Here is a 19540-nt window from a genome sequence, read left to right as displayed (position 1 = left end):
CAGTCAGCCGCTCAGCCGGGCGCAGTCGGCGGCCTCCAGCGGCACCGGCGCCCCGGCGGTGAGCTGCTCGAGCACGATCGCCTGCACCAGTGGATCGCCGGGCAGCTGGCCGTGCCCGACCCGGCTGTCGGCGCAGACCGACTGCACGGTCAGGTTCAGCGCACCGTCGAGCCGGGCCGAGTCCGGCGGGGTGACCGTGCGGTCGAGCGTGGTCCAGACCGACACCCAGCCCGTCCCACCCGGCGTCTCGTCGCCCGCGTTGAGCCGGGCGAGGACCGGGCTGTCGGTGGCCAGCTGCCGGCACCCCTCCGGGCAGGAGGCCGGGGCGATCTGCCCGGCCAGGTCGGCCAGGCCCGTGCCGTGGTGCGGCGAGCCGAGCGTCACCACTCGACGGGCCACCCCCGCGCCGTCGCCGGCGACCCACAGGCGCGCGATCACCCCGCCGGCGGAGTAGCCGACGACGTCCACGCTCTCCTCCCCGGTGCGGGCCAGGGCCGCGCGGGCCGCGTCGTCGAGCGCCGCGGCCGCCTCGCCCAGGTCACCCGTCCCGTCGCCGGGCAACGGCACCACCGACGCATCGCGGCCCGCCGCGGCCAGCCGGTCGGCCAGCGTCTGCAGGGACGCCGTCCCCCCGCCGTACCCGGGCACCAGCAGCACCGGGCCCGGCCGCGCCGTGGGAGCGGGACCCTCGACCTCCGGGGCGCGCGTGACCAGCAGCACCCCGAGGGCCACGACGGCGGCGGTGACGAGGGCGAGCACCGCCACGACCAGACGGCGGCGGGCGGGGGAGAGGCCGGCGAGCACTCACCTACTGTCCCTGGTGCAGGCGCCGGCGCCACCGGACGGCGCCCGGTCGCGGGAGGGGACGGCGTGCTGGACCGGGAGGAGTACCTCGCCGAGTGGTCGCGCTGGCACGGCGGCGCCGACACGCAGGCGCCGCTCGTGCGCGGGTGGCTGTCACTGGCGCACGCGCTGGCCCGGCCGCTCGCCGCCCTGCCCCCGGTCGTCGCCACCGCCGCCGGGGTGGTCGTCGCGGTGGCCGCGGTGCCCCCGGCGGCCACCGGCGGTGCCTGGCTGGTCGTGGCCGGCCTGCTGGTGGGGCTGTCCGGGCTGCTCGACAGCCTGGACGGCGCGCTGGCGATCGGCACCGGCCGCGCGTCGCAGCGCGGCTTCGTCCTCGACTCCGTCGTCGACCGGCTCACCGAGGTGGCGTACGCGGCGGCGATGTGGGTCGCCGGCGCACCCGGCTGGCTGGCCGTCGCCTTCGGCGCGCTGTGCTGGCTGCCCGACTACCTGCGCGCCCGCGCCGGGCAGGCCGGCGTCCACCGGACCGGCCCGATCTCGCTGTGGGAGCGGCCCACCCGCGTGGCGATGGCCGGGCTCACGCTCGGCGGGGCGGGCGTGGTGTCCGGGCTCGAGGTGGCCGGGGTGGACGGCGCGGTGCTGACGGTGACCGCCGGCGCGGCCGCGGGGGTGCTGCTCGGTGCGGTCGGCACCGTGCAGCTGGGCCGGTGGCTGCGCGGGGAGCTGGGCGGCCCCGGCTCGGGCGAGGTCCCCACCGCCGGCTGACCGGTCCGGGAGGGGTGGCGGCCACCTCGGCAGGGCGTCCTCGCGGCGCGGCACCTAGTCTGTGCGATGCGGCGACCACTGCCGTTCCCCACCCGTTCACCGCTGCGGCTCCCCGCGTACCGGCGCACCGCGCCCGGCGCCAGGACCGTCCCCGAGGAGCCCCTCCCGTGCCCGTCGTCGTCACCGGCTCCATCGCCACCGACCACCTGATGACCTTCCCGGGTCGCTTCACCGAGCAGTTCGTCGAGGGCCAGATGGAGAACGTCTCGCTCTCCTTCCTCGTCGACGACCTCGTGCAGCACCGCGGCGGCGCCGGCGCGAACATGGCGTACGGGCTGGGCCTGCTCGGTCTCTCGCCGGTGCTCGTGGGCGCCGTCGGCAGCGACTTCGCCGACTACGAGGCCTGGCTGTCCCGGCACGGCGTCGACACCCGCAGCGTGCACTGGTCGGAGCTCAAGCACACCGCGCGGTTCGTCTGCACCACCGACGAGGCGAACAACCAGATCGCCTCCTTCTACTCGGGCGCGATGGCCGAGGCCTCGCAGATCGAGCTGGCGCCGGTCGTCGACCGCATCGGCAGCCCCGACCTCGTCGTCGTCGGCCCCAACGACCCCACCGCGATGGTGCGCCACACCCAGGAGTGCCGGGACCGCGGCTACCCGTTCGTCGCCGACCCCAGCCAGCAGCTGGCCTGGGCCGACGGCGAGATGATCCGCGACCTGGTCACCGGCGCGGAGCTGCTGTTCACCAACGAGTACGAGTCGGCGCTGCTGCTGCAGAAGACCGGCTGGAGCGCCGACGAGGTCCTGGCCCGGGTCGGCACCTGGGTGACCACCCGCGCCGCGGACGGCGTCGTGGTGCGCCGCGCCGGCGAGGAGCCGCTGTCGGTCATCGCCGTGCCCGAGACCAAGCCGGTCGAGCCCACCGGCGGCGGCGACGCGCTGCGCGCCGGGTTCATCGCCGGCCGGACGTGGGGCCTGGGCCTGGAGCGCTCGACCCAGCTGGGATCCGCCGTCGCCACCGCGGCGGTCGAGGTCATCGGCACGCAGGAGTACGACCTGCCCCGGGAGAGCTTCCTGGCCCGCTTCGCCGAGGCCTTCGGCGCCGAGGCCGCCGACGAGGTGGCCGCCCACCTGGCGTGACACCGTCGTCCGCCGGACGACGCCGCGGCCACGCGGCGGCCCCCGCGACCGGTCCGCGGCTCACCCGTCGCGCAGTCGCTGCCCGATCGAGGGGTCCTCGGCCCAGGCGCGGTAGGGGATGCGGGCGATCTCGCGCACCTCGCCGACCGTCGTCCACTCGTTCCCGCCGAGGCGCGCCAGCGGCTTGAGGTGCTCGATCCGCGGCCGGCCGTCGCGGACCGCCTCGGCCCACACGCTGATGTGCCGCACCTGGCCGAGGACGACGGTGCTGTCACCGAGGCGGATCGTGGAGTGCAGCGTGCACTCGATCGACACGGGCGACTCCGCCACGCGCATCGCCGCGACGGTGTCGGCCGGCTCCAGGCGCACCCCGGTGTGCTCGGCCTCGCTGGTGTCCGGTGGGAAGTCGGTGCCCGTGGCGTTGACCTGCTCGAACAGTGCCTCCGGGGTGAGGTTCACGGTGAACTCGCCGGTGGCCTCGACGTTGTTCAGCGAGTCCTTCCGGCCGACCGAGGTGAACTGCACGATCGGCGGCGAGACGCAGGCGACGGTGTAGAAGGAGTGCGGCGCCAGGTTGTGCACGCCCTCGGCCGAGCGGCTGCAGACCCAGGCGATCGGCCGGGGGACGACGACGGAGTTCAGCACCCGGTAGAACGCGCCGGCGTCCATCCCGGTCGGGTCGAACGAGGTGCGCGGCCGAGGCTGGTCGGGTGAGGTCACCGGCCCATCGTCGCCGATGTGCCCGCGCTCCTCGCGTCCACCGTCCGGCCGCGCCAGCGCAGCGTGCCGCGTCGCCGCCCCAGCACCGAGCGCACCATGAGCGCGTCGAGCACCAGCACCGACACCGGGTGGGCGAGGGCGTCGGGCCAGGCCCGGCTGCCGCTGGACAGCGCGCTGGCGACGCGGCCGGCGACCGCCGCCGCGTACCCGACCAGCCCGGCCCGGGAACCGCCGAGCGCCGCCACGGGCGGGACGACGTAGACGGCGGTGAGCGCGGCCGCCGCGGCCAGCCCGCCGGCCGGCGTCCCCCCGACCGACGCCCACAGCGACTTGGCGTAGCCGTCGCGGAGCGCCGGCCAGCCCTCGTACATCCGGCAGGCGGCCAGCCGCGACCCGTCGACCGGCCCGCCGCGGCCACCGGCGCGCTTCACCGCCCGCAGCAGCGCGATGTCCTCCAGCACCTCGCCGCGGACGGTGGCGTGCCCGCCGGCCCGCAGGTAGGCGCTGCGCCGCACGACCAGGAACTGCCCGTTGGCGGCGGCCAGCGACGGGCGGGCGGAGCGCTCGGCCAGGCGGAGCGGCAGCGTCGTCGTCCAGAGCCACGGCGCCAGCGGCTGCACCAGGCGCTCGGCCGCCCCGACCGCGAGCGGGCGGGGCCACGGCGAGACGAGGTCCAGCTGCTGCGCGTCGAGGACGGCGACGGCGGCGGCGATCGCGTCGGGGAAGAGGCGGACGTCGGCGTCCACGAACACCAGCACGCCGTCGTCGTCGCTCTCCTCGGCCGCCGCGTCCACCCCGACCGAGCAGGCGTGCGGCTTGCCCAGCCAGCCCGGGGGCGGCGGGGGAGCGGAGACCAGCCGGATCCGGCGGTCGTGCACCGCGCGGACCACGTCGGCGGTGCCGTCGGTGGAGCCGTCGTCGACCACGACCACCCGCAGCCGGTCCAGCCCTCGCTGGTCGAGCAGCGCGGCCAGGCAGCCGGCGACCTGCTCGGCCTCGTCGCGCACCGGCAGCACCACGGTGACCCGGCGGCGCACGGGCGGCGGATCGGCCGGTGGGCGGCGCAGCAGCGCGGTGTTGACGGCGGCGTGTGCGGCGCCGGCCACCGAGACGCCGGCCAGGACGCGGAGCAGGCGCCCGCTCACCGGCGTCTCGCCCGCCGCTGCTGCACCGCGAGGACGACGAGGACGCCCGCGCCCAGCCCCGCGCCCCAGGCCGCGGACCCGGGCAGCCCCAGCCAGCCGGCGTGCGCGAGGGCGCCGCCCAGGGTCATCCACGCCAGGGCGAACAGCGGCGCCGCCGGCCCGACGCGGGGCGCGCCGGGTGCCCGGGTACGTGCGACGAGCAGGTCGAGCAGCGTCATGAGGACCACCCCGGCGACCAGCCAGCCGACGAGGTTGGTCAGCGGCACGGTGTCGATGCCGGGGAGTCCGGGGGAGGGGTCGGCCCACGTCCAGTAGCCGGCCTGCACCAACTGCGGGTCGAGGACGACGTCCCAGGCGGCGAAGACCGCCGCCGCCCAGCCGATGCGGGCCGGCCGGCGCAGGCCGGCGCGCACCGGGCGGGCCAGCAGCCCGCCGAGCAGCCAGCTGGGCCAGGCCATCATCAGCCAGGCCAGCGGGACCAGGAACGGCACGCCGAGCAGCGTGGGACCGAGGGTGTCGCTGTAGGTGTAGCTGCCGTAGGGGTAGCCGGTGGCCAGGCCGACCGACTCGAAGCCGAGGGCCACCAGCGCGACCAGCACCAGCACGCCCAGCCCGGTGCGGACGCCCCGGCTCAGGCCCGCGTGCACCACCGACAGGGTGGAGCCCAGCAGCACGATGGTCCAGGAGACGACGTCGCGCAGACCGCCGGAGCTCAGCGGGTAGGCGATGGCCGTGGCCACGAGCGCGCCGGCCAGCGCCACGGGGACGACGCGGCGCAGGCCCGGCACCGGCGTGGCGGCGGTCGCGGCCGTCACGCCTCCGCCCCTCCGGCCCGCAGCCGGCGCAGGGCCCGGCCGGCCGCCGCCCGGGCCCGCGGCCGCAGCGCCCGGCGGTCGGCGAGGACGGTGCGCGCCGCCGTCCGCCCGGAGTTGCCCGAGACGCCGCCGCCGGGGTGGGTGGAGGCGCCCGCGAGGTAGAGGCCGGGCAGGCCCGGCACCCGGTAGCCCGACAGCCCCGGCGCCGGGCGGAAGGCGAACATGCTGGCCAGGCCCATCTCCACGTGCATGACGTTGCCACGGGGCAGCGACAGCTCCCGCTCCAGGGCCAGCGGGGTCTGCACGTACGTCTCCCGCACCGAGGCGGCGAACCCGGGGGCGTAGCGGTCGACCGCGGCCACCAGGCGCCGCGCCTCGGCGTCGGCCAGCGCGTCCCAGTTGCCCCCGTCGGCCAGCGCGTAGGGGTACCACTGGCCCCAGATGGTGACCACGTGCTGCCCCGGCGGGGCCAGCGTGTCGTCGCTCGCGGAGAACGACATGGCCAGCGGCACCGGCTCGCGCGGCACCCGGCCGGCGCCCCAGTCGCCGTGCGCGGCGGCCAGCTGGGCGCGGTCGGTGCACAGCAGCTGGAGGCCCTGCAGGGCGTCGGCGGCGGGCACGCCCGGGTAGGACGGCGGGGCGTCGGTCAGCGCGCGCACGACCAGGCCGAAGCCGTTGCCGATCGGCGGTGCGGCGTCGGCCAGCACCGGGGGTGCGGCGTCGCCGGCGAGTTCTCGCGTGACCCCGATGTGGCACGCGGCCACCACCGACGGCGCCCGCACGACCCGGCCGGACCGGGTCTCCACCCCGGCGACCCGCCCGTCCTCGACCAGCAGCCGCGCGGCGCCGTCGCCGAGCACCACCCGGCCGCCGTCGGACTCCAGCCGCCGACGCAGCGCCTGGGTCAGGCCGCCCGAGCCACCGACCGGGTGCCCCGGCGGGACGTCGTGCAGCAGCGCCACCCAGCCGACCATCGCGGCGGTGCCGGGCTCGGACATCGGCGGGCCCGACTGGGCGCCGAACCACGCCAGCGCCGCCTTGAGCCGCTCGCTGGTGAACCAGCGGTCCAGCAGCGCGTCGCCCGAGCCGAGGAAGTCGACGGCCAGCTCGCCTCCGGGCGTGCGCGGCCGGCCCTCGGCGGGCGCGCCGAGCGGCCAGAAGGAGCGGAGCAGGGCGCCCGCGGACGGGGCGCGGCCGAAGGATGCGACCACCGCGCGGCTGCGGGGCTGCCACACCGCGACGAAGCGCCGGTAGGCGGCGGCGTCGGCCGGGCCGCAGGCCGCCTCGATCGAGGCGCAGGTGGCGTCCAGGTCGACGGAGAAGACCAGCGGCCGGCCGGCCGGGCCCGGGTCGCCGGGCACCGGGGCCGGGGCGAAGCCCCACGGGTCGCAGTCGATGTAGCTGAGCCCGTGCGTCGCCAGGTCCAGCTCCTCGACGATGCCGCTGTGCCGGACGATGACGTGCGCGCTGGAGCCGCGGTCGACGCGCACCCCGGGCCAGCGCTCGACGGTGGACACCGCGCCGCCGAGGACGTCGTCGGACTCGACGACCTCCACCCGCAGGCCCTCCCGGGCCAGGTAGCAGGCGGCCACCAGGCCGTTGTGGCCGGAGCCGACGACGACGACGTCCACGGGCGGGGCAGGGGGAGCGGTCACGCCCGGGAGTTCGGCGCGGAGGGGGCGGGTGGATGCAGCGGCAGCCGGGCGCCGAGGATGGCGAAGGGCCGGGAGTCGCCGGGGAAGTGGTAGCCGCGGGCCAGGTCGACGAAGCCGTCCGCGCGGTACAGCCGGAAGGCCTTGGTGTCGGCGTCGGGCGTGGAGAGCAGGGCGACCGGGTGCGGCAGGCCCTCGACCAGCGCGTGCAGCAGCTGCCGGCCCAGCCCCTGGCTCTGCGCGTCGGGGTGGACGTGCAGCTCGCACACCTCGAAGGCCCCGGGCAGCCACTTCTTGGCCGTCCGGCGGTCCAGCGCGGCGCGCACCTGGTCGTGCCACCACTGGCCGGGGGCGATGAGGTAGCCGTAGCCGAACCCGACCAGCCGCTCGCCCTCCGGGGTCTGCGCGAAGGCGCCCACGGCGCGGAAGCCGGGCCGCTCGGTGTGCTGGATCGCGTAGCTGTACCGCCCGGCGACGACGCCGGAGTCGTAGCCCATCGCCAGGCCGTAGACGACGAGCACCTCGTGCATGTGCTCCCGCATCCACGGCGGGGGCAGCTCGACGATGCGGGCGGTGGGACGGGTTCCCGTCATCTGTCGACCGCCTCCGGCGCGTGGTCGGTCGCGGCCGCCACCTCGGCCGGGGTGCCCTCGGTGAGGCGGAGCAGCTCGTCGTAGCTGGTCGGGAAGACCGTGTGCGGGTGCCCTGCGGCCGCCCAGACCTCGTCGTAGCGGGCCAGCTCGACGTCGACCAGCGTGCCGATCGGCTCCGGGTGACCGATCGGCGCGACCCCGCCGATGGGCTGGCCGGTGTGCCGCCGCACGAAGTCAGGGGTGGCCCGCGTGAGCGCCGGGACGCCGAGGAGTTCGGCCACCCGGGCCTCGTCCACCCGGTGGGCGCCGCTGGTGAGGACCAGCAGGGGGCTGCCGGCGACGTCGAACACCAGGCTGTTGGCGATGGCGCCGGCCGGTACGCCGAGCTGGGCGGCGGCCGCCGCGGCGGTACGGGCGCTGTCGGGCAGGTGGCGTACCTCGCCGGCGGCACCGGCCGCGCGGAGCAGCCGCGCGACGTCGGTGACCCGGGGGTGGTCCGGCGGAGGCATGGGCCGATCCTGCCACCGTCCCCGGTCGCTCCGCCCGGCGTGTCCGCCATCCCGCGGGGCGGTGCGGCACGGGCGCCGGGACACGGCGCGGCGCGGCTTGACGAGGGCGGGGCGCTCGGGTCTACTAAACGGGCGTTCGAACACCTGTTCGAACGACGTGCAGCCCGCCTCTCCCGGCTCTTCCCCGCCGGCGGGGGGTTCCGGGGTGGCGTGTGCGCGGGGTGAGGCGTGGGGAGTCGGGCATGAGCCGGGTGCTGGGTGAGGTCGTCGGACGGGTCGGCGAAGAGGTGCAGGTCGAGCGTGGCCCCCTGGGCCCGGTGCAGTTCTGGCGCGGGCAGTCCCGGTACGTCGTGGGCGAGCTGCTCGACTCCTGGGTCGAGACGGCGCCGTGGTGGCTGCGGGACGCCGGCACGGGCGGTGCGTCCGCCGACCTGGTGGCACCGCGGGAGGTCTGGCGGGTCGAGGCGGTCCGGGCCGGGCGCTCCCGGATGAGCTTCGCCGGGGTCTACGACCTGTCCTGGGACGCGTCCGGCAACCGCTGGTGGCTCGTGCGGGTGCACGACTGATGGGCGCCGCACGGGCCGTGCCGGCCGAGCAGCTGCCGCTTCCCCCCGCCCTGCCCGCCGCTGCCTCGGCGCTGCTGGGCCAGGCCCACCGGGGGCTGGCCGCGGCCGCCGCGGCCACCGATCAGCGGGAGCGGTACGCCACCGCCCACCTCGCCGCGCTCCGCGCCGCCGCCGCGGTGCTGGCCGCCCGCACCCGGCCGGAGGGCGGGCGGCGCCGGCCGCGCAGCGCCTGGGTGCTGCTCGGGCAGGTGGCGCCGGAGCTGGGGGAGTGGGCCACCTTCTTCGCCGCCGGGGCGGGCAAGCGCGCCGCCGCCGAGGCGGGGCTGTCCCGGGCGGTCACCGAGCGGGAGGCCGACGACCTGGTGCGGGACGTCCGCGCCTTCCTCGGCGTGGTCGAGACCGCGCTCGGCAGCACGCCGCTGCCCGAGTCGCCCCGCTACCCGAGGCCGCACGTGGTCGGCGGGTCGGCGTCCGCTGCCGTGTCCCGGTCCGCCGGGCCCTGGCGGTGAGCGACCCCTTCGTCCACCTGCACGTCGCCTCCGGCTACTCCATGCGGTACGGGGCCAACCACCCGGCCGACCTGGTAGCCCGCGCCGCCGAGCACGGCATGCCGGCGTTGGCCCTGACCGACCGGGACGGTCTCTACGGCGCGGTGAAGTTCGCGCTGGCCTGCCGCTCGGCCGGGGTGCGGCCGATCTTCGGCGTCGACCTGGCGGTGGCGCCGTCGCTGGGCACCAGCGTGCCCCCGGCGCTCGCGCACGTGCTGGGGGAGGACCTCACCGCGTCGCGGCCCCCGCGGTCGCGGGCCGCGACGGCCGGCCGCCGGGCTCCGGCCCGCGGCGGGGCGAGCGTCGACCCGCGGCTGCCCCGGGTCACCTTCCTGGCGCGGGACGGCGCCGGCTGGCGGTCGCTGTGCCGGCTCACCAGCGCCACCCACCTGCGTGGCACCCGCGGGGAGCCGGTGAGCTCGCTGGCGATCGCCGCCGAGCACGCGACCGGGCTGACCCCGCTGCTCGGCCCCGACTCCCCGGTGGGGCGGGCGCTGCTGGCCGGCCGGGCCGATCTGGCCGCCGACCAGCTGGACGCCTGGCGTGCGGTGTTCGGCCCGGGGCTGGCGCTGGAGCTGGTGCACCACCGCGGGCGCGGTGACCGCTCGCGGGCCCAGGCGATGCTGCGGTTCGCCACCGAGCAGGGCGTGCCGGTGGTGCTCAGCAACGCCGTCCGCTACGTCGACGCCCTGGACGCACCGACCGCCGACGTGCTGGACGCCGCCCGGCGGCTGGTGCCGCTCGGCGCGCGGCACGTCGACCGCACCACGGCCGAGGGCTACCTGAAGTCGGGCAAGGAGATGGCCGAGGTCGCCGAGGACGTCGTCGGCCCCGACCGGGACGCCGCCCTGCGGCTGCTCGAGCGCACCGCCCGGCTGGCCGAGCAGTGTGCCGTCGATCCGGCGGGCGACCTGGGCATCGGCAGCGTCCGGTACCCCGAGCTCGACGTCGTCACCACGCCGGCCGAACGGGGCATGGGTCCCGTGCAGGTGCTGCGGGCCCGCTGCGAGGCCGGGCTGGGTCGGCGTGGCATGGCGCCCACGGCCCGGGTGCGCCGGCGGCTGGCCGACGAGCTCGCGGTCATCGAGTCCCTCGGGTACCCGTCCTACTTCCTCACCGTGGCCGACGTGGTCGACCTCATCCGGAGCTTGAGGGTCCGGGCGGCCGCGCGCGGCTCGGGCGCCGGCAGCCTGGTCACCTACCTGCTGGGCATCTCCGACGTCGACCCGCTGCGCTACGGGCTGCTGATGGAGCGGTTCCTCTCGCCGCTGCGCCACCAGCTGCCCGACATCGACATCGACGTGGAGTCCGCCCGCCGGATGGAGGTCTACGACGCGGTCATCGACCGCTTCGGCGCCCACCGGGTCAGCTGCATCTCGATGATGGACACCTACCGGGTGCGGCACGCGATCCGCGACGTCGGCGCCGCGCTCGGGCTGCCCCAGGCGGAGGTCGACGCCGTCGCCAAGGCCTTCCCGCACATCCGGGCCAACCAGGTGCACGCGGCGCTGCGCGACCTGCCGGAGCTGCGGGCCAGCCGGCTGGGCTCGAAGCGGGCCGGCGGCAGTGGTGACCTGGACCTGCTGTTCGACCTCGTCGCCCGGCTCGACGGGCTGCCCCGGCACATCGCGCTGCACCCGTGCGGAGTGCTGCTCTCCGATGCCACGCTGCTGGACCGCACCCCGGTGGAGAGCAGCTACCTGGGTTATCCGATGAGCCAGTTCGACAAGGACGACGTCGAGGAGCTGGGGCTGCTCAAGCTCGACCTGCTCGGCATCCGGATGCAGTCGGCGATCGCGCACGCCCTCGACGAGATCGAGCGGGTCGGTGAGGAGCCGGTCGACATCGACGCCGTCCCGCGAGACGACCCGACGACCTTCGAGCTGATCCGCAGCACCCGCACGCTCGGCATGTTCCAGATCGAGTCGCCGGGGCAGCGGGAGCTGGTCGGCAAGTTCGGGCCGCAGACCTTCGAGGACCTCATCATCGACATCTCGCTGTTCCGGCCCGGGCCGGTGAAGAGCGACATGGTCACCCCGTTCCTCATGGCCCGGAACGGGTGGCGGGAGGCGCAGTACCCGCACCCCGACCTGGAGTTCGCGCTCGCGGAGACCGCCGGGGTGGTGGTCTTCCACGAGCAGGTGCTGCAGGTGGTCGCCCGGATGGCCGGCTGCACGTTGGCCGAGGCCGACGAGGTGCGCCGCGCCCTGGGGGAGAAGGACGCCCACCCGGAGGTGCGGGCGTGGTTCGTGCCCCGGGCGCTGGCCGCCGGTTACCCGGTGCAGGTGGCCGAGCAGGTGTGGGAGGTGCTGGCCGCCTTCGGGTCGTTCGGCTTCTGCAAGGCGCACGCCGCGGCGTTCGCGCTGCCCACCTACCAGTCGGCCTGGCTGAAGACCCACCACCCGGCAGCCTTCCTCGCCGGGGTGCTCACCCACGACCCCGGCATGTACCCGAAGCGGCTGATCCTCGACGACGCCCGCAACTTCGGCGTCCGGGTGCTCGGCCTCGACGTCAACGCCTCGACCGGCAGCTACCGCGTCGAGCGGCTGACCACGGACGACGGTGCGGACGGCGGTGCGGCGGACCCTGACCGTGAGGTGGAGGGTGAGAGTAGAGGGTGGCGGCGCCCGGAGTGGATGCCGACGGCGATGCCCGACCCCACGCGCTACGGCATCCGACTGTCCCTGGCCGACGTGAAGGGCATCTCCGACGACGAGGTGGCGCGGGTGGTCGCCGGGCAGCCCTATCGGTCACTGACGGATTTCTGGTCGCGCGCATCGGTGTCCCGGCCGGTGGTCGAGCGGCTGGTGCTGGCCGGTGGGTTCGACTCGCTCTACGGCTTCGGGATGCGCGACCGGGAGGCCGGCCGGCCGACCCGGCGGCGCCACCAGGTGACCCGGCGGGACCTGCTGCTGCAGATCAGCGAGCTGGACCGGTGGAGCCGCAGCGGCGCCCGGGCCACGTCCGACGGGCAGCTGAGCCTGGACCTGATGGGGCTGGAGGAGGAGCCGGCGGTCGGGACGGCGGGGCAGGACGACGCGACCGCCCCCACCTGGGCGGAGAGCAGCGGGCTGCCCGAGTTCACCGACGCCGAGCTGGTGCGGGCGGAACTCGAGGTGCTCGGGCTCGACGCCAGCCGGCACGTCGTCGACTTCTACCGGCCGTTCCTGTCGGCGCTCGGGGCGGTCCCGGCCGGAGAGCTCCTCGGCTGCCGCAGCGGGGCGGAGGTGCTGGTCGCCGGGGTCAAGGTGGCCACCCAGACGCCGCCGATCCGGTCCGGGCGCCGGGTGGTGTTCGTGACCCTCGACGACGGCACCGGCTGCACCGACTCGACCTTCTTCGAGGACGCGCAGGGGCCCTATGCCGCGACGGTCTTCCACTCGTGGCTGCTGGTGATCCGCGGGGTGCTGCGGCGCACCGGCCCGCGGGGGATGTCGCTGCGGGCCACCGGGGCCTGGGAGCTGCCGGCGCTGCACGAGGCGTGGGAGGCCGGCGGGCTGGAGTCGGTCGCCGAGCTGATGGCGGCGCCGGGGGAGATCACCGAGCAGGCGATCACCGGGGCGGCGGCATCACGCAGCAGTCGGCCGGTCATGGTGCGGCCGGTGCTCGTGCACCCGACCGGCTTCCGGATGTCGCCCTACGCCGACATCAAGCCGGCCGGTGACGAGACCAAGGACGCGGCGCGGCGGGCAGCGTCCGGCCCGCCCCGGAAGCTCTGGCACTCCAGCCCGGGCAGCTCCGGCCACTGAGGGATGGCCCCTCCTGCCCTCGCACTCGCGGGCGGTGCCCGGAGCGGGCCATCCCGGTGGGCTCAGCCCTCGTCGTCGGTGGCGTCCTCGACCTCCTGCTCGACCTCGTCGACACCCTCTTCGACGTTCTGCTCGACGCCGTCGTCGACGACGTCCTCCCCGCACGCGGCGGTCGTGAAGGCGGCGGCGGTGATGGCGAACGCGGCCGCGGTCGCGCGGACCAGGCGGGGACGGGTGGAGCGGGCCATGGGAACTCCTCGATCGTCGGCGGGGTGGACGCCGAGGGGTGTGCCCCCAGCCGACGGACCGGTAAACGATCACCCGGCGACGCGCGGGGCGCCGGCGACCGATGAGTCCGGCGGCCACGAGCGGTCCATCCACCAGCACCGGCGCCCGGCCGGTGCACGAAGGAGGACCGATCATGCCCAAGCAGATCCCGTGCCTGTGGTTCGACGGCGTCGCCGAGGAGGCGGCGCGGCACTACACGTCGATCTTCCCCGACAGCTCGATCCGCGATGTCACCCGCTACGGCCCCGACATGCCGCCGCCCATGAAGGAGGGCGACGTGCTGACGGTGGACTTCACGCTCGACGGGCAGCCCTGGACCGCGCTCAACGGCGGGCCGCAGTTCCCCTTCAACGAGGCGGTCTCGTTCCAGATCATGTGCGCCGACCAGGAAGAGGCCGACCACTACTGGACCCGGCTCACCGAGGGCGGCGAGGAGAGCATGTGCGGCTGGCTGAAGGACCGGTTCGGCGTCTCCTGGCAGGTCGTCCCCACCGAGCTGATGTCCCTGCTGAACGACCCCGACCCCGGCCGGGCCCAGCGGGCCACCCAGGCCATGCTGCAGATGCGCCGCATCGACCTCGACGCCATCCGGCGGGCCGCCGACAGCGTCCCCGCCTGAACGGTGCGGCCGCACCGGCGCCACTAGGCTCCGGTGGGTGCCGACCGAACCTGCCGCGCCGACCGCCGAGCAGCTGCCCGCCCGGACCGCTGCCGTCTGGGCCGCGCTCGACCCGCTGGTCAGCGCCGGCACGGCCCTGCGGGTGCTGGACGTCGGCGGTGGCAGTGGCATGTTCGCTGTCCCCCTGGCCCGTCTCGGCCACCGCGTCACCGTGGTCGACCCCAGCGCCGACGCCCTCGCCACCCTGCACCGCCGCGCCCAGACGGCGGGGGTGGGGGAGCGGGTCCGCGGCGTGCAGGGCGACGGCGACCTGCTGCACGAGGTGCTCGCCGACGACGACGGGGGGTACGACCTCGCGCTCTGCCACTCCGTGCTGGAGGTCGTCGACGACCCGGCGGTGACCCTGCGGGAGATCGCCGGCGCGCTGTGCCCGGGCGGCCGGGTGAGCCTCGCCGTCGCCAACCGGGCCGGGGCCGTGCTGGCCCGGGCGGTCGCCGGGCAGCCCGCGGAGGCGCTCGCGGTGCTCGGCGACCGGGGCGTCCCCGGCCGGCCGGTCCGCCGCCGGTTCAGCCCCGAGGACCTCCTCGCGCTCGTCGACGGCGCGGGCCTCGCTCCCGGCAGCTGGCGCGGCGTCTCCGTCGTCGCGGACCTGCTCGAGGCCGCCTCCGGCGCCGACCCGGCCGCCGTGCGGGCCCTCGAGCTGGCGCTCGCCGAGGCCTCGCCCTACCGCGAGGTGGCCGCCGGCCTCCACCTGCTGGCCACCCGCGCGTGACCGGCGCGGTCGACGGCGGCGGGCTCCCACCCGACCTGCACCGGCCGGCCTACGGCGTGGCCACCCTGGCCGACGTGCTGCCGGGTGTGGCCGCGACGCTCGGCGCGCCCGTCCCGCGGGGTGACCTGTCCGCCGATCCGCTCGGCCTCTCCTCGGCGCTGCACGGCGCCCGGCGGGTGGCGGTCCTGCTCGTCGACGGGCTGGGTGCCGACCTGGTCCGCGCCCACGCCGACCTCGCCCCCACCCTCGCCTCGCTGGCCAGCCCGGCCGGGGACCTCCAGGCGCCCTGCCCCAGCACCACCCCGGTCAGCCTCACCACGATCGGCACCGGGCTGCCCCCGGGCAGCCACGGCGTCCTGGGCTTCGTCACCGAGGTGCCGGGGGAGGGGCGCGTCCTCAACCACACCCAGTGGGCCGACGACCCCGACCCCGCCGACTGGCAGGCGCGGCCCACCGTCTTCGAGCACGCCGCAGCCGACGGCGTCGCGGTCACCGCGGTGGGGCCGTGGGCCTACGCGGGGTCGGGCCTCACCGTGGCCGCCTACCGCGGCGCCGAGTACACCGGCGCGGTCGGCCCCGGGGACCTGACGGCGCTCATGCGGTCGGCCCTGGACGCGGGTCCGCGTGCCCTGGTCTACGGGTACATGGCCGAGCTCGACCTCACCGGCCACGTCCGCGGCGTCGACTCGCCCAGCTGGCGGGCCCAGCTCGCGCTGGTCGACCGCATCGTCGAGCAGCTCGTCGACGGCCTGCCCGACGACGCCGCCCTGCTGGTCACCGCCGACCACGGCATGCTCGACGTCCCCGCGCACACCCGCCTCGACCTCGACGACGAGCCCGATCTCGCCGACGGCGTGCGGCTGCTCGCCGGCGAGCCGCGCGCCCGCTACGTGCACACCGAGCCCGGGGCCGAGGCCGACGTCCTGGACCGGTGGCGCGGTGTCCTCGGCGACCGCGCCTGGGTCGTGGGGCGCGAGGAGGCCGTCGCGAGCGGGATCTTCGGCCCGGTGGACGACGCGCTCGCCGCCCGCATCGGCGACGTCGTGGCGCTGGCCCGGGGCAGCTGGGTGCTGGTGAGCCCCCGCCTGGAGCCCGGACCGAGCCGGCTTGCCGCCTATCACGGGTCGCTCACGGCGACGGAGCTGGCGATCCCGCTGCTGGCCGCCCGGGGGCGCGCCCTCGCCTGACCGGCGTCCGGTCCGCTCAGCTCCCCGCCGCGGCTCCCGGCCGGGGCGTGACCGCGAGCCGGTGCCAGGTGCGCACCCGGCCCGGCCGCGCCGCCTGGCAGGTCAGGTGGACCAGCTCCGGTGACGGGCGGCTCTCGACCGTGACCGCGACGGGGCCGGCGGGTCCGGCGAGGGACACCTCCCACCGCTCCACGTCCGGCTCCCCGCCGGGCAGCCGCGCCGCCCCCAGCGGCGCCAGGTCGTCGACGCCGAGCAGACCGAGCTCCTCGCGCGCGTAGTGCTGGGCCGCCTGCACCGGCGCCGTGAGCCCGGCCCGCCCGCGCAGCCACGGCAGCGCCACCTGGCCGCGGTCGTGCGCGGCGACGACCAACCCGCCGTCCCCGGGCACCTGCCCGTAGTAGAAGCCGTGCGGCAGCACGAGCACGTTGGCGGCGAAGCGGTCGCCGCCCAGGTGGCTGCACTCCCAGACGTCGGCCGGGCCGGGTGCGGGCAGCGCGCGGGCGAGGGGCCGGCCGCGCAGCGCGCAGCAGGCGTCGTGCCCGCCGTGGGTGCACACCAGGTACGTCCGGCCCTGCGCCGGTTCGCCGATCGAGCCGTCCCACGGCGCGGTGAGCAGGTCGGCGTCGGCCGCGCGCACCGACCACCAGAGCCCCTCCTGCCCGGGCCGGCTGTCGGCGTAGGCCCAGCGCCGGCCGGAGTCGGACAGCCGGTCGCCGGGACGGCGGACCAGCAGCACCCGCACGCCCTCGCGGTCCGCTCGGGCGGCCAGCAGCGGGGCCACGCGCGGGTCGAACCGGGACTGGAGCAGCGCCTGGCGTCCCCACGGCCCCGGCTGCTCGATCAGCAGCCAGCGCGAGACCGGCGAGGCCGTGGCGATGCCGGAGTCGCCGCGCTCCAGCGCCTGCACCGAGCAGCGGTTCCCGTCCAGCCGGCCCGGGGGGCGTGCGGGGGCGTCGGTGCGGCAGAAGTCGTCGCCGCTCGCGGGGTCGGTCACTCCCGCCACCGGGTCACCGACCGGGGCCGGACGCGTCCTCGCGTGCGGCCGCGCGCCCGGTCGCCGGCAGGGCGGCGTCGGGCACGGTGGCGATCGACTCGGTCACCAGCCGGCGCGCCAGGGTGAGCCGGTCCGCCGGGTCCAGGCCGGGGAGGTCGCCGGCCTTCAGCTCGCCGACGGCCAGGAGCTCGGTCAGCGCGGGGCGCACGTCGGAGGGGAAGGAGTGCGTGCGGCGCCCGGCGAGGAGGGTGATCCGCCCGTCGTCGGCGTCGCGCAGCGTGCAGCGCAGCCGGCGGCGCAGCCGCAGCACCGTCTCCGCCGTGACCGCGGCGGCGGCCGAGGCCTGGGCGAGGGGGGCCACCGGTTCGGCCCGCACCTGGGCCCAGGTGCGGGCCCGGAGGCGGTCGGCCACCTCCGCGGGGTCGACCCGGCCCAGCCACTCGTGCAGCCCCTCGACGACGGAGGCGACGTCGTCGGCGAGCACGTCGGGGTCGGCGAGGTCGACGCCCAGGGGCAGCGACCCCCGCAAGGTGCGGTCCTCGGCCGCCAGGGTGCGCACCAGGTCCAGCACCGACTCGGCGGCGGCCCAGCGGGTGACCGAGTGGATGCCGACGGTCAGGTGTGCGCTGATCTCGCCGAGGGCCTTGGCCGAGTGCAGGTAGCCGCGCGGCAGGTAGAGGGCGTCACCGGGGCGCAGCACCGCGTCGATGACCGGCTCGCGCGCGGCCGCGGTGGCGACCTCCTCGGCGCGATCGGTCCAGACCTGGGTGCGCAGCGGGTCGGGGAGCACCGGCTCGTGGATGGTCCAGTGCTTCTCCCCGGCCACCTGCAGCACGAACACGTCGTGGACGTCGTAGTGCGGGCTGAAGCCCTGCGAGGACGGCGGGGTGACGTAGGCGTTCACCTGCGTGGGGTGGCCGAGGTCGGCGGCCAGCTGGTCGGCGAACTCGATCAGCGGCGGCCACAGCCGGTGCAGGCCCTGCAGCACGACGGTGCTCCCGTCGGCGAACAGTCGCAGCACCGCGTCGGAGGAGACCTGGTCGGCGATCTCCGCGCCGGCCCCTCCGGAGGTGGTGAACCGCTTCGCCTCGACGACGGCGCCGTCCTTCGCGATCCGCAGGAACGGTGTCCGCAGGCCGCGCCGGGAGAGCAGCTCGTCGACCGCGGGGAGGTCGAGCAGGTCGGTGAAGGAGTTACCGGTGTCCGCCGCCCGCGTGAGCAGCGGGCGCTGCGCCCAGTACTGCTCGGCGAAGAGCTCGGGCGCCATGTCCGTGCACCGCCGCAGGGCCGGGCGGAGCGACTGCTCCGCCCGGCCCTGCGGGGTCGGGCTCTCGGTCAGGCCGAACCGTCCGCACCGCCGTCGGCGCCACCGTCCGCGCCGCCATCAGCACCGCCGTCGTGGCCCCCGGGGGTGCCGGATGCGCCGTGGTCCGCGGTGCCGGCGCTGCTGTCGGCCGGGCCTTCCGCACCGCTGTCGGCACCGCCGTCGGCGCCACCGTCGGCGCCGCCGTCAGCACCACCGTCGTGCGTGCCGGGGGTGCCGGACGCACCACCGTCGGCCGGGCCTTCCGTGCTCGTCATGTCCTCGTCGTCGAGCGCCACTGGCTCCTCCGATCCGATCGACCGGGCCACCGGACGGCGGCCCTGCGGGGGCTGCTGTACCTCGCACGCTCCCGGTCCACACATGGGCGGTGACCTCGGCGTTCGCGGCCGGGGGAGGAGTGTGGCGGAGGAGTGGCCGGGCGGGGCGCGCAATGTCTCGATCAGGTTACGGCTCGGCGCCCGGGGTGGGCTGCCCACCAGGCCGGGCATTGATCCCCCGACCTGCTGAGACGACGACGAGAAGGAGAGGGTCATGACCGAAGGTCGTGCACGAATCGATTCCGGCACCGGGACCGACGTCCGCAACGAAGGAGCCGCCACGCCCGTGGGGACGACGGAGGGTGCCACCCGCGTCGCGGCCGCCCCGCAGGGCGGCCACGGCGACGAGCACCTCGGGCGGCCCACGCAGATCTCGCTCGCACCGCCGCGGCGCGACCGGGTGCGGTGGGGCCCGGTGTGGGCCGGGCTGATCGTCGCGGTGCCCACGTTCCTGCTCCTCCAGCTGGCCACGCTGGCCCTGGGGTGGTGGGACCTCGGCACGGACTCCGGGAACAACGCCGACCTGATCAGCGGGATCAACGGGCTGATCGCACTCTTCCTCGGTGGCCTGACCGCCGGGGCGACCGCGCTGTGGCGCGGCTTCAGCGAGGGCCTCCTCCACGGCATCCTCGTGTGGGCGCTCGCCGTGGTGACGATCGTGCTGCTCACCCTGTTCGGTGGCGGCGCCCTCCTCGGCTCGCTGGCCGGCGCGGTCACCGACATCGCCGGGATCCAGCAGGCCGACATCCCCGACATCCAGGCCGGCCAGGCCGCCGATGCGGCTCGCTCGGCCGCCAGCTGGGCGGTGCTCGGACTGGGCCTGTCGATCGCCGCGGCGGCCCTGGGTGGCGTGCTCGGCGCCAAGATGTGGCCCGGCAAGCACGACGCCGAGAACGACCGCTTCGCCGTCCGCTGACCGCGGCGGGGGGGGGGGGGGGGGGGGGGGGGGGGGGGGGGGGGGGGGGGGGGGGGGGGGGGGGGGGGGGGGGGGGGGGGGGGGGGGGGGGGGGGGGGCGGGGGGGTGGGGGGGG

The 19540-nt window shown here is 76.8% G+C and carries 20 protein-coding genes; 9 read left to right on the top strand and 11 right to left on the bottom strand.

All coding sequences use genetic code 11. The features are described 5' to 3' along the window. Positions 1-3: 3 nt before the first annotated feature. Positions 4-804 (bottom strand): lipase family alpha/beta hydrolase, encoded by an 801-nt coding sequence (locus tag ACI79T_RS17585; RefSeq protein ID WP_456611382.1) that lies wholly within the window; start codon positions 802-804, stop codon positions 4-6. A gap of 66 nt (positions 805-870) precedes the next feature. Between ACI79T_RS17585 and ACI79T_RS17580 the strand changes: the two genes are divergently transcribed. After that, positions 871-1569, top strand: coding sequence for a CDP-alcohol phosphatidyltransferase family protein (locus ACI79T_RS17580; RefSeq protein WP_456611381.1), 699 nt, complete (start codon positions 871-873; stop codon positions 1567-1569). 167 nt (positions 1570-1736) lie between these two features. Continuing rightward, on the top strand, positions 1737-2711 hold the full coding sequence (locus tag ACI79T_RS17575; RefSeq protein WP_456611380.1) for a carbohydrate kinase family protein: 975 nt from the start codon (positions 1737-1739) through the stop codon (positions 2709-2711). Positions 2712-2771: 60 nt separating this feature from the next. Here the strand turns inward: ACI79T_RS17575 and ACI79T_RS17570 are convergent, their stop codons facing one another. The 6 genes from ACI79T_RS17570 to ACI79T_RS17545 are packed head-to-tail and all read right to left on the bottom strand — an operon-like array spanning position 2772 to position 8145. Beyond that, positions 2772-3431, bottom strand: coding sequence for a flavin reductase family protein (locus ACI79T_RS17570; protein ID WP_456611379.1), 660 nt, complete (start codon positions 3429-3431; stop codon positions 2772-2774). Further along, complete coding sequence (locus ACI79T_RS17565; RefSeq protein ID WP_456611378.1) at positions 3428-4576, bottom strand: glycosyltransferase; 1149 nt, start codon at positions 4574-4576, stop codon at positions 3428-3430. The genes ACI79T_RS17570 and ACI79T_RS17565 overlap by 4 nt, the downstream gene beginning before the upstream one ends. After that, entirely contained in the window at positions 4573-5391 is an 819-nt protein-coding gene (locus tag ACI79T_RS17560; protein ID WP_456611377.1) for a carotenoid biosynthesis protein, read from the bottom strand. The genes ACI79T_RS17565 and ACI79T_RS17560 overlap by 4 nt, the downstream gene beginning before the upstream one ends. Beyond that, entirely contained in the window at positions 5388-7046 is a 1659-nt protein-coding gene (locus tag ACI79T_RS17555; protein WP_456611376.1) for a phytoene desaturase family protein, read from the bottom strand. The genes ACI79T_RS17560 and ACI79T_RS17555 overlap by 4 nt, the downstream gene beginning before the upstream one ends. Further along, positions 7043-7636, bottom strand: coding sequence for a GNAT family N-acetyltransferase (locus ACI79T_RS17550; protein ID WP_456611375.1), 594 nt, complete (start codon positions 7634-7636; stop codon positions 7043-7045). The genes ACI79T_RS17555 and ACI79T_RS17550 overlap by 4 nt, the downstream gene beginning before the upstream one ends. Beyond that, positions 7633-8145, bottom strand: coding sequence for a YbaK/EbsC family protein (locus tag ACI79T_RS17545; RefSeq protein WP_456611374.1), 513 nt, complete (start codon positions 8143-8145; stop codon positions 7633-7635). Before ACI79T_RS17545 ends, ACI79T_RS17550 begins: the two co-directional genes overlap by 4 nt. A 242-nt stretch (positions 8146-8387) precedes the next feature. Between ACI79T_RS17545 and ACI79T_RS17540 the strand changes: the two genes are divergently transcribed. From ACI79T_RS17540 to ACI79T_RS17530, 3 genes are read left to right on the top strand one after another with little or no spacing between them, the layout of a single operon-like run. Then, positions 8388-8711, top strand: coding sequence for a DUF6504 family protein (locus ACI79T_RS17540; RefSeq protein ID WP_456611373.1), 324 nt, complete (start codon positions 8388-8390; stop codon positions 8709-8711). Beyond that, positions 8711-9220, top strand: a complete 510-nt coding sequence (locus tag ACI79T_RS17535) for an SAV_6107 family HEPN domain-containing protein (protein WP_456611372.1) — start codon at positions 8711-8713, stop codon at positions 9218-9220. Before ACI79T_RS17540 ends, ACI79T_RS17535 begins: the two co-directional genes overlap by 1 nt. Then, the gene (locus ACI79T_RS17530) at positions 9217-13008 is read left to right on the top strand and encodes a DNA polymerase III subunit alpha (protein ID WP_456611371.1); all 3792 of its coding nucleotides are present in this window, start codon (positions 9217-9219) and stop codon (positions 13006-13008) included. The genes ACI79T_RS17535 and ACI79T_RS17530 overlap by 4 nt, the downstream gene beginning before the upstream one ends. 62 nt (positions 13009-13070) lie before the next feature. On the opposite strand, the gene ACI79T_RS17525 is transcribed toward ACI79T_RS17530, so the two are convergent. After that, the gene (locus ACI79T_RS17525; RefSeq protein WP_456611370.1) at positions 13071-13256 is read right to left on the bottom strand and encodes a hypothetical protein; all 186 of its coding nucleotides are present in this window, start codon (positions 13254-13256) and stop codon (positions 13071-13073) included. A 173-nt stretch (positions 13257-13429) separates the two neighbouring features. Here ACI79T_RS17525 and ACI79T_RS17520 point away from each other — a divergent pair, with 173 nt between their 5' ends. Genes ACI79T_RS17520 through ACI79T_RS17510 form a run of 3 tightly spaced genes read left to right on the top strand, consistent with a single transcriptional unit; the run spans position 13430 to position 15874 of the window. Further along, positions 13430-13915, top strand: coding sequence for a VOC family protein (locus tag ACI79T_RS17520; RefSeq protein ID WP_456611369.1), 486 nt, complete (start codon positions 13430-13432; stop codon positions 13913-13915). Between the two features lie 37 nt (positions 13916-13952). Then, positions 13953-14687: a methyltransferase domain-containing protein gene (locus tag ACI79T_RS17515; protein WP_456611368.1), complete on the top strand. Its 735-nt coding sequence runs from the start codon at positions 13953-13955 to the stop codon at positions 14685-14687. Continuing rightward, a complete protein-coding gene (locus ACI79T_RS17510) occupies positions 14684-15874 on the top strand; it encodes an alkaline phosphatase family protein (protein WP_456611367.1) in 1191 nt (396 codons plus the stop codon). The genes ACI79T_RS17515 and ACI79T_RS17510 overlap by 4 nt, the downstream gene beginning before the upstream one ends. 16 nt (positions 15875-15890) lie before the next feature. Here the strand turns inward: ACI79T_RS17510 and ACI79T_RS17505 are convergent, their stop codons facing one another. From ACI79T_RS17505 to ACI79T_RS17495, 3 genes are all read right to left on the bottom strand, one after another. Beyond that, a complete protein-coding gene (locus ACI79T_RS17505) occupies positions 15891-16868 on the bottom strand; it encodes a sucrase ferredoxin (protein ID WP_456611366.1) in 978 nt (325 codons plus the stop codon). 13 nt (positions 16869-16881) lie between these two features. Continuing rightward, on the bottom strand, positions 16882-18135 hold the full coding sequence (locus tag ACI79T_RS17500) for a cupin domain-containing protein (protein WP_456611365.1): 1254 nt from the start codon (positions 18133-18135) through the stop codon (positions 16882-16884). A 68-nt stretch (positions 18136-18203) separates the two neighbouring features. Next, positions 18204-18449 carry a BatC protein gene (locus ACI79T_RS17495; protein ID WP_456611364.1) on the bottom strand — a complete coding sequence of 82 codons (246 nt, stop codon included), beginning with the start codon at positions 18447-18449 and terminating at the stop codon, positions 18204-18206. Between the two features lie 346 nt (positions 18450-18795). Here ACI79T_RS17495 and ACI79T_RS17490 point away from each other — a divergent pair, with 346 nt between their 5' ends. Further along, the gene (locus ACI79T_RS17490; protein WP_456611363.1) at positions 18796-19425 is read left to right on the top strand and encodes a permease; all 630 of its coding nucleotides are present in this window, start codon (positions 18796-18798) and stop codon (positions 19423-19425) included. The last annotated feature ends 115 nt before the right edge of the window (positions 19426-19540 follow it).

Source organism: Blastococcus sp. SYSU DS0619, assembly GCF_054051035.1.
This window is presented reverse-complemented; position numbering and strand designations above follow the sequence as displayed.